Source organism: Pseudonocardia halophobica, from assembly GCF_027922425.1.
Lineage (GTDB): Bacteria > Actinomycetota > Actinomycetes > Mycobacteriales > Pseudonocardiaceae > Pseudonocardia > Pseudonocardia halophobica.
The window spans coordinates 34,877-52,685 of sequence record NZ_BSFQ01000020.1 but is presented as its reverse complement, the minus strand read 5'-3'; the positions used below and the strand labels follow the sequence as shown (position 1 = coordinate 52,685).

The following is a 17,809-nucleotide window of genomic DNA, read 5'->3' as shown; positions in this document are numbered from 1 at the left end:
CGGCACCGTGCCCGGGTGCAGACCCCGGTCCGGGCCTCGGTCCGGGCCTCGGTCCGGGCCTCGGTCCGGGCTCCGGTCCCGCCGGAGACGGACGCGGAGCGCACCACCCCCCTCGCGCCGGTGACGGCCGAGCCCGCCCCGCCCGACCGGGCCCACGGCCCGGACCTCGGCCTCGACCACGACCGGGGACACGGCCACGGGCACGGTCACGGACCCGCCACGCCCGCGGGCCGCCGCGTCCGGCTGCTGCTCGTCGGGCTGCTGGTGCCCTGCGCCCTCGCCACCCTCGTAGGACTGGTGCTGCTCTGGCCCAGCGGCCCGTTGCCGCACAGCACCCAGCCGGCCGGCGAGGTGTTCGACGCCGAGGTGGTCGCCGCCCAGGCCAGTGACTGCTCCCCCGGCTCGGGCGACGGCGGCTGCGCGGGCCTGACCCTACGGATGGACGGCGGTCCGCTGCCGGGCCGCGACCTGGTGCAGGTCGTGCCGGTCGAGCCGTCCACGCCGCGATTCGCGGTCGGCGACCAGGTCCGGGTGGCGTACTCGGGCGGCGACGCGACGGACCCGGGCTCCTACCAGGTCGTCGACTTCCAGCGCTCGGGCCCGCTGATCGCCCTGGCCGTCGCGTTCGCGCTGGCGGTGCTGCTGCTGGGCCGATGGCGCGGGCTCGCCGCGCTGGTGGCGCTCGGGATGAGCCTGGTCGTGCTGGTGCTGTTCGTGCTGCCGGCGATCCTCGGCGGGGCCAGCCCGGTGTGGGTCGCGGTGGTCGGCGCCTGCCTGATCATGTTCGTGGTCCTCTACCTCACCCACGGCCTGTCGGCCCGGACCTCCGCAGCCGTGCTCGGCACCCTGGCGTCGCTCGGCCTGATCGCCCTGCTCAGCACGATGTTCTCGGCGCTCGCCCGGCTCACCGGCCTCGACGACACCACGGCCAGCCTCATCGCCACCCTCGGCGCGCCGGTCGACGCCCGGGGTCTGCTGCTCGCCGGGATCGTGATCGGTGCGCTCGGGGTGCTCGACGACGTCACGGTCACCCAGACCAGCGCCGTCTGGGAGCTGCGCGCGGCGAACCCGGCCCTGGGCGCCCGCGCGCTGTTCGGGGCCGGGATGCGGATCGGGCGGGACCACGTGTCGTCCGCGGTGAACACCCTCGTGCTCGCCTACGCGGGCGCGTCGCTGCCGCTGATGCTGCTGTTCACGGTGGCCGGGCGCGGCCCGGGCGACGTGCTGACCTCGCAGGACGTCGCGACCGAGATCGTCCGGACCCTCGTCGGCAGCATCGGGCTCGTCGCCTCCGTGCCGATCACGACGGGGCTGGCCGCGCTGGTCGCCAGCCGGGAGGAACCCGGCCGCCCGCTCGGCAGACGCACCCGCCGCTCCCGCTGACCGCCTCAGGTTCGGCGGGCCAGCAGGGTCGCCTCGCCGTCGCCCTCCCGGTGGTCCACCGTCTCGAGCTGCGGGAACGCCCGCACCAGCTCCCCCGGGACCGCCCGGAAGCGACCGCCCTCGTCACCGACCTCGGACAGGACGGTCAGCACGAGCAGGCCGCCGGGCGCGAGCGCGGCGGCGAGCGCCGGGTACAGAGCGGGGTCGCGGTAGCGCTGGCAGACCACGAGGTCGTAGGGCCCGGCGACGGGCAGCCCGGCGTCGAGGTCGGCCTCGAGGAACCGCACGCGCCGTACCCCCTCGGCCGCGGCCAGCGCCCGGGCCGACGCGAGTCCGGCCCCCGAGACGTCGACCGCGTCGACCGCGAAGCCCTGGTGCGCCAGCCACACCGCGACCGCGCCGCGGCCGCAGGCGACGTCGAGCGCCCGCCCACCCGCCGACAACCCGCTCCGGTCCGCCGGCCCGGACCCGCCCGGCAGCAGCCCGAGCCGGCCCCGCAGCCCGTCCGGCGGCATCGGCGTGCCGGCCCCGACCGCCGCGTGCCGGGCGTCCCACCGCTCCCGGTCGGTCGCGCTCATCCCCGCCCCCCGAGGAGCGAACGACGCCCTCGCTCACACCTCATGAGCGAGAGCGCCGGTCGTCCGGGCATCAGGCCAGCTTCGCGACGAGCTCCGTCACCACGGAGTCGAGCGGCACCGCGCGCTGGTCGCCGGAAGCGAGGTCCTTCACGCCGACCGTGCCGGCCTCGAGGTCCCGCTCCCCCAGCACGAGCGCGAACCGGGCACCGGAGCGGTCGGCGGACTTCATCGCGCCCTTCAGGCCGCGCCCACCGTAGGCCAGGTCCACGCGCACCCCGGCGCGGCGCAGCTCGGCCGCGATCACGACGAGGCGGCGCTTCGCGGCGTCGCCCAGCGGCACCCCGAACACCTCGGCCCGGGCCTCCGACCAGGGCTGCACGCCCTCGGCGCGGCAGGCCAGCAGCGTCCGGTCCACACCGATGCCGAATCCGACGCCGGACAGCGGCTGCCCGCCCAGGGTCTCCATCAGGCCGTCGTACCGGCCGCCGCCGCCGATCCCGGACTGGGCGCCCAGGCCGTCGTGCACGAACTCGAAGGTGGTCTTGGTGTAGTAGTCCAGCCCGCGCACCATCCGCGGGTTGATCGTGTACGCCACGCCGAGGTCCTCGAGGTGCGCCAGCACGGCGGCGTGGTGCTCGGCCGAGGCCGCGGACAGGTGGTCGAGCAGCAGCGGCGCGTCCTCGAGCTGCCGGCGCACCTGGGGCCGCTTGTCGTCGAGTACCCGCAGCGGGTTGATCCGCGCCCGGGCCCGCGTCGGCTCGTCCAGGTCCAGCCCGGCCAGGAACTCCTGCAGCCGCTCGCGGTAGGCCGGGCGGCACTCCGCGTCGCCCAGCGAGGTCAGCTCCAGCCGGTACCCGGTGAGCCCGAGGGCCTTGAACCCCTCGTCGGCGACGGCGATGACCTCGGCATCGAGCGCCGGGTCGTCCACCCCGACGGCCTCCACGCCGACCTGCTGCAGCTGCCGGTACCGCCCGGCCTGCGGCCGCTCGTAGCGGAAGAACGGGCCGGCGTAGCGCAGCTTCACCGGCAGCCCGGCGCGGTCGAGGTTGTGCTCGATCACCGACCGGACCACGCCCGCGGTGCCCTCCGGCCGCAGCGTGACGGACCGGTCGCCGCGGTCGGCGAAGGTGTACATCTCCTTGCTGACCACGTCCGTGGACTCGCCGACGCCGCGCGCGAACAGCCCGGTGTCCTCGAAGATCGGCAGCTCGACGTACCCGTACCCGGCCCGCTCGGCCGCGCCCGCCAGCGTGTCCCGGACGTGCACGAACCCGGCGGACTCCGGCGGGTAGTACTCCGGGACGCCCTTGGGGGCCGCGAAGGCGCTGGCGCGCTGGACGCCCTCCTGCACCGCGCTCACAGCCCGCGCCCCGGGGCCGGGGTGGCGGCGGGATCGACGTCGGCAGCGCCGGTGGTCCCGGCGAGGCCCTGCAGGAAGGGGTTGGACACCCGCTCCCGGCCCACGGTGGTCGTCGGGCCGTGGCCGGGGAGGACGACGCCGGAGTCCGGCCGGCCGAGCAGCCGCTCCCGGATGCTCTCCAGCAGCTGGCGGTGCGAGCCGCCGGGCAGGTCGGTCCGCCCGATCGAGCCCGCGAAGAGCGTGTCGCCCGCGAGGATCACCTCGGTCCCGTCCTCCGTCTCCGTCGTGAACACCACCGAGCCCTGAGTGTGGCCCGGGGTGTGGTCGACCCGCAGCCGCATTCCGGCGAGCTCCAGGTCGCTGCGGTCGGTCAGCGTGCGCACCTCCCGCGGCTCCTTCAGCTCCAGCCGGCCGCCGAAGAACGCGGCGGACTCCGACGAGATGCCCTTCATCGGGTCGGCGAGCAGCTCCCGGTCGTCCGGATGGATCCACGCCGGGATGTCCGAGCCGTCGCACACCGGCTGGACGCTGAAGGTGTGGTCGAAATGGCCGTGGGTCAGCAGCACCGCGACCGGGGTCAGCCGGTGCTCCGCGAGCACGGCCTCCAGCGGTTCGACGGCGTCCTGCCCGGGGTCGACGACCACGCACGCCTCGCCGGCGCCACGGGCGACGACGTAGCAGTTGGTCTGGAACGCTCCTGCGGGGAATCCTGCGACGAGCACGCGACCAGCCTAGACGTGCCTGCACACGGCCCTCTCAGGAACGGTCGATACCCTCCCCCGGCGATCCATTCGACCGGGAGGACGACGCACACCGTGGCCACGAACCAGATGCGGCGGGAGGCGGCCAAGCGCAAGCTGGCCAATCAGCAGGCGCGGCGCGCCGAACGGGCCCGCAGGCAGAAGCGGGTCGCCGTGATCAGCTCCGCGGCGGCCGTGGTGGTCGTGGTCGTCGCGGTGGTGCTGCTCACCACCGCCCCGTGGAAGTCCGACCCGGCCCAGCCCGCCGCGCAGGCCGCGGCCCCGCCCGGCACCGTGAACTGCCAGTACCCGTCGGACGGCGCCGCCGCGAAGCCTGCGAACGCCCCGCAGGCGGACGCGGTCAGCAACCAGGGCACCGTCCCGGTCTCCCTGACCACGTCGGCGGGCCCGATCGGGCTCACGCTGAACCGGGCCGAGGCCCCCTGCACCGTGAACAGCTTCACCTCGCTGGCGAGCCAGGGGTACTTCAACGACACCCCTTGCCACCGGCTCACCACGAGCGAGGGCCTGAAGGTGCTGCAGTGCGGCGACCCGAGCGGCCAGGGCACGGGCGGCCCCGGCTACACGATCGCCGACGAGCCGCCGACGAACCTGGCGCCGGCGGGCCAGTCCGGTGCGGTGATCTACCCGCGCGGCACGATCGCGATGGCCAAGACCTCCGCCCCGAACTCGGGCGGCAGCCAGTTCTTCCTGGTCTACGCCGACTCGACGCTCCCGCCGGACTACACCGTGTTCGGCACGATCGACGAGGCCGGCCTGGCGACCGTCGACAAGGTCGCCGGGGCGGGCACGGACGACGGCAACGGCCCGGGCGACGGCAAGCCGAAGACCCCCGTCACCATCCAGACCGCGACGGTCGCGGCCTGACCCACCTGATCACCGGGAGCTGAGGGCTCCGCCGGACCTCCGGCGGGGCCCTCAGCTCCTTCTCGGCGGGATCAGCTGGCGCTGGTGACGCGGTAGACGTCGTAGACGCCCTCCACGTTGCGCACGGCGTGCAGCACGTGCCCGAGGTGCTTCGGGTCACCCATCTCGAACGAGAACCGCGACACGGCCACGCGGTCCCGCGAGGTGGTGACCGAGGCCGACAGGATGTTGACCTTCTCGTCCGCCAGCACCTTCGTGACGTCGGACAGCAGGCGGTGCCGGTCGAGCGCCTCCACCTGGATCGCCACCAGGAACACCGACGCCGGCGACACCGACCACGCGACGTCGACCAGCCGCTCGCTGCGGGCCTTGAGGTCCGCGGCGTTCGTGCAGTCCGTGCGGTGCACCGAGACCGCGCCGCCGCGGGTGACGAACCCGAGGATCTCGTCCCCGGGGACGGGCGTGCAGCAGCGGGCGAGCTTGCAGTAGACGTCGCCCAGCTGCTTGCCGTCCTCGCCGGTCAGCACCACGCCGGCGTCGCCGGAGGGCCGCCGCACCCGCACGGTCGACGGGGTGGCCCGCTCCGCGAGCTCCTCCTCGGCGTCCTCCATCCCGCCGAGCAGCGCGACCAGCCGCTGCACGACGTGCCGGGCGCTGGCCTGCCCCTCGCCGATCGCGGCATAGAGCGCCGAGATCTCGGAGTAGTGCATCTCGCGGGACAGCGCAGCCATCGCGTCGGCGGACACGAGGCGCTGCAGCGGCATGCCCGTGCGCCGGGCCTCCCGCGTGATCGCCTCCTTGCCCTCCTCGATGGCCTCCTCGCGGCGCTCCTTGGCGAACCACTGCTTGATCTTGTTCTTGGCGCGCGGCGACTTGACGAAGCCCAGCCAGTCCCGGCTCGGCCCGGCGCCCTCGGCCTTCGACGTGAAGATCTCGACGACGTCGCCCGACTCCAGCGTGCGCTCGAGCGCGACCAGCCGTCCGTTGACCCGGGAGCCGATGCAGCGGTTGCCGACCTCGGTGTGCACGGCGTACGCGAAGTCGACCGGGGTGGACCCGACCGGCAGCGTGACGACGTCGCCCTTCGGGGTGAAGACGAACAGCTCCTTGGCCGCGAGGTCGTAGCGCAGCGACTCCAGGAAGTCCCCGGGGTCCGCGGCCTCGCGCTGCCAGTCCAGCAGCTGCCGCATCCAGGACATCTCGTCGATCTCGACGGTGCCGTTGGCGCCGTTCTGCCCGCGGGTCTCCTTGTAGCGCCAGTGCGCCGCGATGCCGTACTCGGCCGTGCGGTGCATCTCGTGCGTGCGGATCTGCACCTCGAGCGGCTTGCCGTCCGGCCCGATCACCGTGGTGTGCAGCGACTGGTACACGCCGAACCGCGGCTGGGCGATGTAGTCCTTGAACCGGCCGGGCATCGGCTGCCACAGCGCGTGGACCATGCCCATCGCCGCGTAGCAGTCCCGCACCTCGTCGACCAGCACGCGCACGCCGACGAGGTCGTGGATGTCGTCGAACTCGCGGCCCTTGACGATCATCTTGCGGTAGATCGAGTAGTAGTGCTTCGGCCTGCCCTCGACCGTGCCGCTGACCCGGGCAGCCTCGAGCTGCCGCGACACCTCGTCGATGACCTGCTTGAGGTAGGTGTCCCGGGAAGGAGCGCGGGTGGCGACGAGCCGGACGATCTCCTCGTACTTCTTCGGGTGCAGGATCGCGAAGGACAGGTCCTCCAGCTCCCACTTGATCGTCGCCATGCCCAGGCGGTGCGCCAGCGGCGCCATCACCTCGAGGGTCTCGCGCGCCTTCTTCGCCTGCTTCTCCGGCGGCAGGAAGCGCATGGTGCGCATGTTGTGCAGCCGGTCCGAGAGCTTGATCACCAGCACCCGGGGGTCACGCGCCATCGCGACGACCATCTTCCGGATGGTCTCGGCCTCCGCCGCGGTGCCGAACTCGACCTTGTCCAGCTTGGTCACGCCGTCGACCAGGTGCGCGACCTCCTCGCCGAAGTCCGTGCTGAGCCGCTCGAGCGAGTAGTCGGTGTCCTCGACGGTGTCGTGCAGCAGCGCCGCGACCAGCGTGGTGGTGTCCATGCCGAGCTCGGCGAGGATCGTGGCCACGGCCAGCGGGTGCGTGATGTACGGGTCGCCGGACTTGCGCTTCTGCCCGGCGTGCTTCTGCTCGGCGACGTCGTACGCGCGCTGCAGCAGCACCAGGTCGGCCTTGGGGTGCAGCGCCCGGTGCACGCTCGCCAGCGGCTCGAGGACGGGCTTGACGATGGCGACCCGCTGCGGCGTCATCCGCCGGGCGATGCGCGCCCGGACCCGGCGCGTGGCCGAGGGGCGGGCCGGGTCCTGCGCCGCCGTCTGGAGGGCGGTCCGCGACGCGCCGGAGGGCGCCTCCGCGGGTGCGGGTGCGTTCTGCTGGACGTCCGTCACCGGGCCTGCTCCGCTCCTGTCACCACCTACCGAAGGATAACCCTCCGGTAGCCCGGAGGAATGCTCGCCTAATAGGTGAGCAGGGCGTGCACGTCGATCCCGGTGAGCCGCTCCCGGCCCCTCAGCGCCGCCAGCTCGACGACCGTCCCGAAACCCGTGATCTCGGCCCCGACGTCCGTGAGCAGCCCGCAGGCCGCCGCGGCGGTGCCGCCGGTGGCGAGCACGTCGTCGACGACGAAGACCCGGGCCCCGGGCTCGACGGTGCCCGCGGGCAGCTCCAGCGTGGCCGTGCCGTACTCGAGCTGGTAGGTCCGCGACCCGGCGACGGCGGGCAGCTTGCCCGCCTTGCGCACCGGCACCACGCCGGTGCCCGCGACCAGCGCGACCGCGGCACCGATCAGGAACCCGCGGGCCTCGACGCCGGCGATCAGGTCGGCGGCGCCCGCGGAGGCCGCGAGCTCGGTGGTCAGGATGGCGAACGCCTCCGCGTCGGCCAGTGCCGGCGTGAGGTCGCGGAACAGGACGCCCGGCTCCGGGTAGTCCGGCACCGCCCGGACCAGCTCCCGGACCTTCTCCAGCTCCAGGACGGACTCGTCGACCTCGAGCGGGCCGGCGGGGCGGGCTGGACGGTCGGACGCCGCGCTCACCGGCGCCGCTTCCCGCTCGGCCGCCCGGACGCCGCCCGGTTCTGGCCCGCCCGGCTCTGGCCCGCCTTGCCCTGCGGCCGGCCCGGGCGCGCCCGGTCCGGGGCGCTCGCCGCCGCGGCCATCGCGCGCTCGCGGAGCAGCTCGCGGGCGAGGGCCTCGTCGTCCGCGGTGTCGAGGTCCTCGTCGCCCGTGTCCCCGGACTGCGCGGCGGCGGCCCGGGCCCGGCGGGCGGCGACCCGCTCGGCCTGCTTGCGGAACCGCGGGTCGCGCATCTTGAGGTCGACCAGCAGCGGGGTGGCCAGCAGCAGCGACGACAGGGCGCCCGCGATGATGCCGACCAGCTGCACCAGCGCCAGGTCGGCGAGCGTGCCGACGCCGAGCAGCCCCACGCCGACCACCATCAGCCCGATCACCGGCAGCACGGCGATCAGCGACGTGTTGATCGAGCGCATCAACGTCTGGTTGACGGCCAGGTTGGCCTGCTCGCCGTACGTCCGGCGGGTCAGGTTGAGCAGCCCGCGGGTGTTCTCCTTGACCTTGTCGAACACCACGACCGTGTCGTAGAGCGAGAAGCCGAGGATCGTCAGCAGGCCGATGACCGTGGACGGGGTGACCTCGAAGCCGATCAGCGAGTAGATGCCCGCGGTGACGACGACGTCGTGCACCAGCGCCACGAGCGCCGCGACCGCCATGGCCCGTTCGAAGTAGAAGGCCAGGAAGATCGTGACCAGCACCAGGAACACGGCGAGGGCGATCAGCGCCTGGCGGGTGATCTCCCCGCCCCAGGTGCCGCTCACCGCGCTGTCGCTGATCACCTGCTCGGAGGGCTGCCCGCTCGCGTCGAGCGGCTGGAGCTGCTGGAACACCGCGTCCTTGAACGAGGCGATCTGCGCCGGGTTGAGGGGCTCCGACCGGACGAGGATCGTGGCCGAGCCGCCGGCGCCGGCCGACTGGGTCGACGCCGGCTCCTCGCCGACCGAGGACCGGAAGACCTCCTCGACCTGCTGCGTGGTGATCGTCCCCGCGGCCCCCGCGGCGGGCATCTGGAACTGCGAGCCGCCGGTGAAGTCGATGCCGAGGTTGAAGCCGCGGATCGCGATCGACAGCACGCAGACCAGCACCAGCACGCCGAAGGAGATGTACCAGGTCTTGCGGTGGCCGACGACGTCGAACGCCCCGGTGCCCGTGTACAGCCGGCTGAGCACCCCGCGCTTGCGGGCGGCGCCGGCCCCGTTCGTCCCGACCATGCCTCAGGCCCCCTTGCTCGTGCCGGACCCGCTGCCGGCGGTCTCGCGCGGTTGCCGCCGCCGCTGCGCACCGATCTTCGCCACGGCCCCGAGCCCGGACAGCGTCGGACTGCCGAAGATCTTCGAGTTCGACGCCAGCGCGACCAGCGGGTGCGTGACCAGGAAGACGACGACCAGGTCCAGGACCGTCGACATGCCGAGGGTGAACGCGAAGCCCTTCACCTGCCCGACGGCCAGGATGTACAGCACCGCGGCGGCCAGGAAGCTCACGGCGTCGGCGGTGAGGATCGTGCGCCGCGCCCGCACCCAGGCCCGCGGGACGGCCGAGCGGAACGAGCGGCCCTCGCGGACCTCGTCCTTCAGCCGTTCGAAGAAGATCACGAACGAGTCCGCGGTGATGCCGATGGCGACGATGAACCCGGCGACGCCGGCGAGGTCCAGGGTGAACCCGATCCAGCGCCCGAGCAGCACCAGCACCGCGTAGACCACGAGGCCGGACAGCACCAGCGACAGGATCGTGAGCACGCCCAGCACGCGGTAGTAGAAGAGGCAGTAGACGAACACGAGGACCAGGCCGATGGCGCCCGCGATCAGGCCGGCCTCCAGCGAGGCGAGCCCGAGCGTGGCGGACACGGTCTGCGCGTCGGACGCCTCGAAGGACAGCGGCAGCGAGCCGTACCGCAGGATGCCCGCGAGGTCCTGCGCCTGCTGCTGGTTGAAGTTGCCGCTGACCTGGGTGTTCCCGTACAGCGCACCCTGGATCGTCGGGGCCGAGACGACCTCGCCGTCGAGCACGAAGGCGGCCTGCTCGCCGATGTGCGCGGCGGTGTAGTCGCCCCAGGCCTTCGAACCGTCCGCCTTGAAGCTGAGGTCGACGACGTAGCCGACGCCCTGCTGGTTCTGCGAGGCCTGCGCCGACGCGATCTGAGTGCCCTCGACGACCGTGGGCCCGAGGATGTACTTCGCGGTCTTGTCCTGGTCGCAGGTCACCAGGGGCAGCGACGAGTCGTCGTAGCCCCGCAGCGGGTCCGGGGCGTTGCAGTCGAGCGCGAGGAGCGCCTGCTGCTGGGTCACCTGGTCGGTGCTCTGCCGGGTGGCCTTCGCCTCGGCGATCGCGGCGGCCTTGGCCGGGTCCTCGCCGCCGCCCGGCGGCGGGGTCGGCTGCTGCTGGGCCGGCGCCAGCGCGGTGCTGTACGAGACCGGGGCGACCGCGCCGTCGACGACCGGGCCCGTGCCCTGGCTCTGCGGCTGCGCGCCGCCGCCGGACGGGGCCGGTGCGGTGCTCTCCCCGGCGGGCGGGGTCGTGCCGCCGGTGTCCTGCCCGGCCGGTGGCGTGGTGGCACCACCGGTGCCCTGCCCGACCGGAGGCGCGGCGGGACTGGCGGCGATCGGCTGGCCGACGACCGGGCGGATGCGCAGCTGCGCGGTCTGCCCGAGCGAGCGGGCCTGCTCACCCTGGTCGCCGGGCACCGTGATGGTGATGTTGTTCCCGTCGAGCACCACCTCGGCGCCGCTCACGCCCAGGCCGTTGACGCGCTGCTCGATGATCGCCTGCGCCTGCACCAGCTGGTCGCGCGGCGGGACCTGGCCCGACTCGGTGCGCGCGGTCAGGGTGACCCGGGTACCGCCCTGCAGGTCGATGCCCAGCTTCGGGGCGAAGGACCGGTCTCCGGTGAAGGCGACCAGCGCGTACAGCACCACGACGATGCCCGCGAACCCCGCGAGGTACCGCCAGGGGCGGATCCGCCCCGGGGTCGTTGCCACTCTCTCTGCTCTCCTGGCGTCACGGCCCGGTCACGCGTCGGCGGACGGCCTGTCCGGTCCCGTCCGCGGCATGGCCACGGCCCGGTGTTCCCGCACGATGCTGCACCATCCGGCGCAGCGGGCCGACGGCGGCCCCGCCGCGGGCGTTCCGATTACTTCTTCTCGTCCGCGGTGGAGTCCGCAGGCGTGTCCGAGACCGTCCCGTTGGCGCTCGGCGTCCCGTTCGCGCTGGTAGCGCCGCTCGCCGGGAGCTCACCAGTGGTCGCGGTGGCGCCGGTCGCGGCGGGGGTCTCCCCGGCCCCGTCGGCGTGCTCGGCGTGGTCGTCCTGGGCGACCTTGTCCCGGACGGCCGCGCGCAGCCAGGTGGTGACGACGCCGTCGGCGATCTCGAGGTCGATCGTGTCCTCGTAGGAGGCGTCGACGACCGTGCCGCGCAGCCCCGAGGTGGTGGTCACGACGTCGCCCTCGGCGAGCGCGTTCTGCATCGCCTGGGTCTGCGCCATCTGCCGCTTCTGCTTGCGACCCGACAGGAAGATCGGGATGAAGAGCAGCAGGATGAGGATCGGGAACAGCAGGCTCAGGTCCATGATGTCGTGTTTCTCCGTTTCTCGGGCAGGTCGGACGGCCGAGTCTGCCAGTCGGCTCCGACACCCGGTCGGTCGACCCGGCGTCGTGACGGCCCCGTGACGTGCGGTTTCCCTGCGAGGCCCGCCGGGCACGCCCCCGGTACCGCTCCGCCCCCGATCGAGACCGCGTTCAGAACAGCGCCGGCGGCACCTCGCCGCCGGACTCCGGCGGCCGCAGGCCGAGATGGCTCCAGGCCGCGGGCGTGGCGACACGGCCGCGCGGCGTCCGGGCCAGCATCCCGGCCCGCACCAGGTAGGGCTCGCAGACCTCCTCGACGGTACCGGGTTCCTCGCCCACCGCCACTGCCAGCGTGGACACGCCCACCGGGCCTCCCCCGAACGTCCGTACGAGTGCCCCCAACACGGCCCTGTCGAGCCGGTCGAGGCCCAGCTCGTCGACGTCGTAGACCGCGAGCGCGTCCCGGGCGACGGTCCGGGTGACGGCCCCGTCGGCGCGGACCTCGGCGAAGTCCCGGACCCGGCGCAGCAGCCGGTTCGCGATCCGGGGCGTACCGCGGGACCGGCGGGCGATCTCGACGGCCCCGTCGGGCTTCAGGTCGACATCGAGGATCACAGCGGCCCGCTTGAGCACGAGCTCCAGCTCCTCGGGCTCGTAGAACTCCATGTGCGCGGTGAAGCCGAAGCGGTCCCGGAGCGGACCGGTGAGCGCGCCGGCCCGGGTCGTGGCCCCGACCAGCGTGAACGGCGCGATGTCGAGCGGGATGGACGTGGCGCCCGGGCCCTTGCCGACCACGACGTCCACCCGGAAGTCCTCCATCGCGAGGTAGAGCATCTCCTCGGCGGGGCGGGCGATCCGGTGGATCTCGTCGATGAACAGCACGTCGCCGGGGACGAGGTTGGACAGCATGGCCGCGAGATCGCCGGCGCGCTCCAGCGCCGGGCCGCTCGTCAGCCGGATCGCCGCACCCAGCTCGGCCGCGACGATCATGGAGAGGCTCGTCTTGCCCAGGCCGGGCGGGCCGGAGAGCAGGATGTGGTCGGGCGGGTCGCCGCGCCGGCGGGCGCCCTCCAGCACCAGTTCCAGCTGCTCGCGCACCCGCGGCTGCCCGATGAACTCGGCGAGCCGGCGGGGACGCAGCGAGTTCTCGACGTCGAGGTCCTCGGGGACCGCCTCGGCGGCGACGTCCCGCAGGTCCCCCGGCTCGTACTCGGTCACCGGCTCGGTCACCTGCTCCGGCCCAGGCCGGCCAGCGCGGCGCGCAGCAGCTGCGAGGCCTCGGCCCCGGGCTTGTCGGCGAGCACGGCGTCGACCGCCTGCTCCGCGGGCTTGAGCGTGAAGCCGAGGCCGACCAGCGCCTCGACGACCTGGTCGCGGACCGGCGAGGCACCGTTGCCGGCGGTGACCGGGAGGGCCGCGCCCGCCGCGGTGACCGGCGCGGGTGCGACGACGACCTTGTCCCGCAGCTCCACCACGAGCCGCTCGGCGCTCTTCTTGCCGACGCCCGGGATGCGGGTCAGCGTGGCCAGGTCGCCGTCGTGCAGGGCGCGGCGCAGCACCTCCGGCTCCAGGACGGCGATCGTGGCGAGCGCGAGCCGCGGCCCGATCCCGCTCACCGTCTGCAGCAGCAGGAACAGCTCCCGCTCGTCCGCGTCGGCGAAGCCGAACAGGGTCAGCGACTCCTCGCGCACGATCAACGTGGTGGACAGCCGGGCCTCGGTGCCGCGGCGCAGGCCCGCCAGCGTGGCCGGGGTGCAGAACACCGCCAGCCCGACGCCGCCGACCTCGACCACGGCGTGGTCCAGCCCGATCTCCAGCACGGGCCCGCGCACGGACGCGATCACGGCACTCCCCCGCTCCTGCGAACAGTCGTTCGAGGCCGAAGGCTACCGGGGCCCACCGACACCCCCGCCCGCTGCCCCGCCCCTCGGCGTGTCCCGCCGCAGCCCCCGCGAGTCGGGAGTTCCGGCACCGCGAGTCGCGAGCTCCGGGTCAGCGGCGGGGGCGGGCGGCGGACTCGGCGAGCCGCTGCTTCTCCAGCTGCTGCCGTTGCTTCTGGCGCTCCCTCTGCGCCGCGGCGAGGCGGGCCTTGTGCGCCTTCGCGATCTCGGCGGCCCGGCGCTCCGCCTCCGCCATGCGGGTCATCATCGGGGCCCGCCAGCAGTGGCAGATCGCGAGGGCGAGGGCGTCGGCGGCGTCGGCCGGCCTCGGCGCCTCGGCCAGCCCGAGCACTCGCGTGACCATGGTCGTGACCTGCGCCTTGTCCGCGCGGCCCGCCCCCGTGACGGCGGCCTTGACCTCGCTCGGGGTGTGGAAGGCTACCGGCAGCCCGGCCCGGGCGGCCACGAGCGCGACGACGCCGCTGGCCTGCGCGGTCCCCATCACGGTGCGGACGTTGTGCTGGCTGAACACCCGCTCGACGGCCACGACGTCCGGCCGGTGCCGCGCGATCCAGCGCTCCACCTCGTCGGCGACCACGAGGAGCCGCCGGTCCACCGGCAGGTCGACGTCGCTGCGCACGACGCCGACGTCGACGCACGCCACCTGGCGGCCGCCGTCGCCGTCGACCACGCCGAGGCCGCACCGGGTCAGCCCCGGGTCGACTCCGAGCACCCGCACGCGCGCTCCCCTCACCGGTCCGCGCCGCACGCTACCGGCGCGGCACCCGGCCCCCGCGTGCGGCGCGCCGCCCCGCGGCCGAGACGATCGCCACGGGACGGGAGCTCAGGCCGGGTGCCGCTGGCAGAGGCTGAACCAGTTGCCCGAGTCGTCGACGAACACGGCCTCGATGCCGTACGGCCGCTCGGCCGGCGGCTGCAGGAACTCGACCCCGCGCCCGGCGAGCTCGGCGTGGGTGGCGTGGCAGTCGTCCGTCGCCATCACGCCCGTGCCGAGCGCCCCCTTCGCGACGAGCTCGCGGATCTGGCCGGCCGTCGACGGGTCGTGGCCCATCGCCGGGTCGGCGAGGATCAGCTCCTGGTCGGGGCGGCCCGGCGGGCCGACGGTCAGCCAGCGGATCCCGCCCTCGGACTCCGGGCCCATCACGACGTCGGTGCGCACCTCGAAGCCGAGCTTGCCGGTGTAGAAGGTCCTGGCGGAGTCCTGGTCCAGGACCCAGATGGTGGTGTGGGACATGCGGTCGATCACGGTGTTCCCTCCTCGGTGGATCGGTCGGGGGAACGGTAGGACCGCTCGGCGTCCGGAGGCTTCTCCGTGCTTGCGGTGTCCGGCGTGCGCGGTGCGGGCGGGCGCGTCCAGCTCATGAGGACGCAGCCGGGGATGGGGGGCGGACCGCCCCGGCGGACGTGCTCGTCCCGGTACGCGGTCGGGCTCAGGCCGACCAGCTCGGTGAAGCGGCTGCTGAAGGAGCCGAGGCTGGTGAAGCCGACGAGGTGGCAGATCTCGGTCACCGTGAGGTTCGCCGAACGCAGCAGGTCCTTGGCCCGCTCCACCCGTCGCCGGGTCAGGTAGGCCGCGGGCGTCTCGCCGTACGCCGCGCGGAAGGCGCGGGCGAAGTGGAAACGCGAGAAGCCGGCGGCCGCGGCCATGGCGTCGAGGTCCAGCGGCTCGGCGTAGTCGCGGTCGATCAGGTCGCGGGCCCGCCGGACGTACGCGACCGCGGGCCGGGGCGTGCCGCGGGTCATGCCGTCATCGTCCCAGCTCGGGCTGCTCCGCGGGCATCATCGGAGCGTGCAGGAGATCGCCGCGCAGGACGCGACCGAGGCGCCGGTGGGCATCGCCGTCGAGATCGTCGAGCTGGTCGCCTCGCCCGTGCACGCGTACGAGGGCCGCCCGGCGGACGGGCCACGGCCGGATCCCGAGGACCCGCGGCAGGACCGGATCGAGGTCCGGGCCGGGCTCGGCGTCGTCGGCGACCGGTACTTCAACCACGCGGCGCACCGGCGCGCGGCGGTGACCCTGCTGTCGGCGGAGGCGCTCGAGGCCGTCGCGACCGATCTCGGTGTGCCGCGCTTCGACCCCGTCCTGGCCCGCCGGACCATCGTCCTGCGCGGGGCCGCGGTCGACGCCCTGGCCGGCACCGGCGCCGAGTTCACGCTCGACTCCGGCGACGGTCGCGTCCGGTTCCGGGCGCACCGCGCGGCGCACCCCTGCCGCTGGATGGACGTCGTGCTGGCACCCGGGGCCTTCAAGGCCCTCCGCGGGCGCGGTGGCGTGCGCTGCGAGCCGCTGTCCGACGGCGTGCTCCGCCGGGGCGCCGCCACCCTCGCCGTGCCGGCCGAGCTGGCCGCCGTCGTCGCCCGCCCAGCACTCTGAGGTACGTCGAACTGCGTACTACCGCCGCCCGACGACGAGTGTGACGCTCGGCACACTTCGACCTCAGGGAGGTCCCCATGCGGGCCGTGCGGCTGCACTCCTACGGCAAGCCACCCCAGCTCGACCAGGTGCCCGAACCGGAGGCGACCGGCCCGCACGACGTGGTCGTGCGGGTCGCCGGCGCCGGCCTCTGCCGCACCGACCTGCACATCCGCGACGGCTGGTTCGCCCCGGCCGTGCCGACGGACCTTCCCCTCACCCTGGGCCACGAGAACACCGGCGTGGTCGAGGCGGTCGGGCCGGAGGTGCAGGCCGTGGCGCCGGGCGACACCGTCATCTGCCATCCCCAGCAGAGCTGCGGCACGTGCGCGGCCTGCCGCATCGGCGACGACATGCGCTGCGCCCGCGGCCTCTCCTTCACCGGCCTCACCCGGGCGGGCGGCTTCGCGGACCTGCTGCTCACCACCGAGCGCGGCGTCCTCCCGCTGCCGGCGGGTCTCAATGCCGTCGACCTCGCCCCGCACGCCGACGCCGGGCTCACGGCGATGCACGTCGCACGCAAGGCAGTGCCCTTGCTCGGCCCGGGAACGACGGTCGCGGTGGTCGGCGTCGGCGGGCTCGGCCACATCGGCATCCAGTGCCTGCGTGCGCTGACCGCGGCCACGATCGTCGCCGTCGATCCCGATCCCGAGGCCCGCGCGCTGGCCACCGAGTCCGGGGCGCACCACGTGCTGCCGGTCGACGGTGGGGAGGTCGACGGCGTCCGCGACCTCACCGACGGGGCCGGAGCGCACGCCGTGATCGACTTCGTGGGCGAGGGCGACGCCGTCGGCACCGCGCTGGCGATGGTGCGGCCGCGCGGCACGTACTTCATCGTCGGCTACGGCGGGGAGCTGCGGGTGCCGACCTTCGCCCTGGTCCTGCCCGAGATCAGCGTGGTCGGCAATGCAGTCGGGACGTTCGACGACCTCCGCGAGCTGGTTGCCCTCGCGGCCGCCGGTGGGGTCACGGTGCGGGCCCGCCGGTACTCCCTCGACGCCTTCGCCGACGCCTTCGCGGACCTCGAGCACGGTAGGATGCACGGCCGGGGCGTGCTGGTGCCCTGAACCCGAGCGCGACTCGCGCTGCCGGAACTCCCGACTCGCGCTGCCGGAACTCCCGACTCGCGCTGCCGGAACTCCCGACTCGCGCTGCCGGAACTCCCGACTCGCGCTGCCAGAGCTCCCGACTCGCGGTCAGGGGTTGCCGGTGTGCTCGGTGGTGGGGGCGAGGGCGGCCACCGGGCCGGCGAGCCACTGCCGGACCTCACGGCGGGTGCGCAGGCGCACGACGGGCAGGTCGGGCCTGCGCTCCTGCACCTCCCCGACCCGGACGGCGGTCCTGCCGTGGGTGCGCCACGCCCACCGGACGATGTGGTCCGGGTCGCTCAGGAAGGTCCGGAACGGCGGCTCGACGTTGCCGTTCCACAGCTCCTGACGGCGGATCCGCCGCGTGACGGTCCGCGGCACGACCTGCCGCGTCACCACCGCGCGCGGGAGGTCGAGCCACACCAGCAGCTCGGCGCGCGGCAGCACGAGCGGCCGGGCCGCGGAGTAGCCGTACTCGGTGATCCACTGCTCGCCGCCGGCCAGCGCCGCGACGTCGGCGGCGAACTCGGGCCGCGGCACCCAGTCCGGCCCGTGGAACAGGCCGTCGAGTTCGGTGTAGGGCAGCCCCAGCCGCGCCTCGAGCGCGCGGCCGAGGGTCGACTTGCCGGAGCCGGAGCATCCGGCGACGAGGATGCGGCGGGGCCCCGCGGGCAAGGGGTCCGAGGGGCCGAGCAGCACCGCGCCATCCTGCTGGGCCGCGCCCGGCCCCGCACCCGGGTTTCCGGTCAGTGCCGTCCGGTCAGTGCCGTCCGGTCAGTGCCG

Annotated in this window: 18 protein-coding genes; 4 read left to right on the top strand and 14 right to left on the bottom strand. The window is 74.3% G+C overall.

The window, feature by feature from the left end:
* The first annotated feature begins 15 nt into the window (after positions 1-15).
* Entirely contained in the window at positions 16-1,383 is a 1,368-nt protein-coding gene (locus tag PKE99_RS21935) for a YibE/F family protein (protein WP_197040569.1), read from the top strand.
* A 5-nt stretch (positions 1,384-1,388) separates the two neighbouring features.
* On the opposite strand, the gene PKE99_RS21930 is transcribed toward PKE99_RS21935, so the two are convergent.
* The 3 genes from PKE99_RS21930 to PKE99_RS21920 form a co-directional block, all read right to left on the bottom strand.
* Entirely contained in the window at positions 1,389-1,961 is a 573-nt protein-coding gene (locus PKE99_RS21930; RefSeq protein WP_037044338.1) for a class I SAM-dependent methyltransferase, read from the bottom strand.
* A gap of 70 nt (positions 1,962-2,031) precedes the next feature.
* A complete protein-coding gene (hisS, locus tag PKE99_RS21925) occupies positions 2,032-3,312 on the bottom strand; it encodes a histidine--tRNA ligase (protein WP_037044577.1) in 1,281 nt (426 codons plus the stop codon).
* Between the two features lie 5 nt (positions 3,313-3,317).
* Complete coding sequence (locus PKE99_RS21920; protein ID WP_037044335.1) at positions 3,318-4,043, bottom strand: MBL fold metallo-hydrolase; 726 nt, start codon at positions 4,041-4,043, stop codon at positions 3,318-3,320.
* 93 nt (positions 4,044-4,136) lie between these two features.
* On the opposite strand from PKE99_RS21920, the gene PKE99_RS21915 reads away from it, so the two are divergent.
* Positions 4,137-4,949, top strand: a complete 813-nt coding sequence (locus PKE99_RS21915; protein ID WP_037044332.1) for a peptidylprolyl isomerase — start codon at positions 4,137-4,139, stop codon at positions 4,947-4,949.
* A gap of 71 nt (positions 4,950-5,020) precedes the next feature.
* Here the strand turns inward: PKE99_RS21915 and PKE99_RS21910 are convergent, their stop codons facing one another.
* The 10 genes from PKE99_RS21910 to PKE99_RS21865 form a co-directional block, all read right to left on the bottom strand.
* Complete coding sequence (locus tag PKE99_RS21910) at positions 5,021-7,381, bottom strand: RelA/SpoT family protein (RefSeq protein WP_037044330.1); 2,361 nt, start codon at positions 7,379-7,381, stop codon at positions 5,021-5,023.
* Positions 7,382-7,449: 68 nt separating this feature from the next.
* The gene (locus PKE99_RS21905; protein WP_037044576.1) at positions 7,450-7,965 is read right to left on the bottom strand and encodes an adenine phosphoribosyltransferase; all 516 of its coding nucleotides are present in this window, start codon (positions 7,963-7,965) and stop codon (positions 7,450-7,452) included.
* Between the two features lie 59 nt (positions 7,966-8,024).
* Complete coding sequence (gene secF, locus PKE99_RS21900; protein WP_271214906.1) at positions 8,025-9,275, bottom strand: protein translocase subunit SecF; 1,251 nt, start codon at positions 9,273-9,275, stop codon at positions 8,025-8,027.
* 3 nt (positions 9,276-9,278) lie between these two features.
* A complete protein-coding gene (secD, locus tag PKE99_RS21895) occupies positions 9,279-11,039 on the bottom strand; it encodes a protein translocase subunit SecD (protein ID WP_037044324.1) in 1,761 nt (586 codons plus the stop codon).
* 152 nt (positions 11,040-11,191) lie between these two features.
* On the bottom strand, positions 11,192-11,626 hold the full coding sequence (yajC, locus tag PKE99_RS21890) for a preprotein translocase subunit YajC (protein ID WP_063739722.1): 435 nt from the start codon (positions 11,624-11,626) through the stop codon (positions 11,192-11,194).
* Positions 11,627-11,795: 169 nt separating this feature from the next.
* The gene (gene ruvB / locus PKE99_RS21885; RefSeq protein WP_425566485.1) at positions 11,796-12,842 is read right to left on the bottom strand and encodes a Holliday junction branch migration DNA helicase RuvB; all 1,047 of its coding nucleotides are present in this window, start codon (positions 12,840-12,842) and stop codon (positions 11,796-11,798) included.
* Between the two features lie 8 nt (positions 12,843-12,850).
* Positions 12,851-13,468, bottom strand: a complete 618-nt coding sequence (gene ruvA, locus PKE99_RS21880; protein ID WP_037044318.1) for a Holliday junction branch migration protein RuvA — start codon at positions 13,466-13,468, stop codon at positions 12,851-12,853.
* A 148-nt stretch (positions 13,469-13,616) separates the two neighbouring features.
* Complete coding sequence (ruvC, locus tag PKE99_RS21875; protein ID WP_051737236.1) at positions 13,617-14,243, bottom strand: crossover junction endodeoxyribonuclease RuvC; 627 nt, start codon at positions 14,241-14,243, stop codon at positions 13,617-13,619.
* A 105-nt stretch (positions 14,244-14,348) separates the two neighbouring features.
* Positions 14,349-14,771: a VOC family protein gene (locus tag PKE99_RS21870; protein WP_037044315.1), complete on the bottom strand. Its 423-nt coding sequence runs from the start codon at positions 14,769-14,771 to the stop codon at positions 14,349-14,351.
* Positions 14,768-15,268, bottom strand: a complete 501-nt coding sequence (locus PKE99_RS21865) for a helix-turn-helix transcriptional regulator (RefSeq protein WP_051737235.1) — start codon at positions 15,266-15,268, stop codon at positions 14,768-14,770. The genes PKE99_RS21870 and PKE99_RS21865 overlap by 4 nt, the downstream gene beginning before the upstream one ends.
* A gap of 46 nt (positions 15,269-15,314) precedes the next feature.
* On the opposite strand from PKE99_RS21865, the gene PKE99_RS21860 reads away from it, so the two are divergent.
* Positions 15,315-15,899, top strand: coding sequence for a molybdenum cofactor biosysynthesis protein (locus tag PKE99_RS21860; RefSeq protein WP_231498159.1), 585 nt, complete (start codon positions 15,315-15,317; stop codon positions 15,897-15,899).
* A 77-nt stretch (positions 15,900-15,976) separates the two neighbouring features.
* On the top strand, positions 15,977-17,005 hold the full coding sequence (locus tag PKE99_RS21855) for an NAD(P)-dependent alcohol dehydrogenase (RefSeq protein WP_037044312.1): 1,029 nt from the start codon (positions 15,977-15,979) through the stop codon (positions 17,003-17,005).
* Positions 17,006-17,134: 129 nt separating this feature from the next.
* Here the strand turns inward: PKE99_RS21855 and PKE99_RS21850 are convergent, their stop codons facing one another.
* Positions 17,135-17,725: a P-loop NTPase family protein gene (locus tag PKE99_RS21850; RefSeq protein WP_037044309.1), complete on the bottom strand. Its 591-nt coding sequence runs from the start codon at positions 17,723-17,725 to the stop codon at positions 17,135-17,137.
* Positions 17,726-17,809 lie beyond the last annotated feature (84 nt).

Coding starts and splice junctions, on each gene's coding strand:
- PKE99_RS21865 (WP_051737235.1), bottom strand. CDS start 15,268: ATGACCCGCGGCACGCCCCGGCCCGCGGTCGCGTACGTCCGGCGGGCC.
- PKE99_RS21930 (WP_037044338.1), bottom strand. CDS start 1,961: ATGAGCGCGACCGACCGGGAGCGGTGGGACGCCCGGCACGCGGCGGTC.
- yajC (WP_063739722.1), bottom strand. CDS start 11,626: ATGGACCTGAGCCTGCTGTTCCCGATCCTCATCCTGCTGCTCTTCATC.
- secF (WP_271214906.1), bottom strand. CDS start 9,275: ATGGTCGGGACGAACGGGGCCGGCGCCGCCCGCAAGCGCGGGGTGCTC.
- PKE99_RS21855 (WP_037044312.1), top strand. CDS start 15,977: ATGCGGGCCGTGCGGCTGCACTCCTACGGCAAGCCACCCCAGCTCGAC.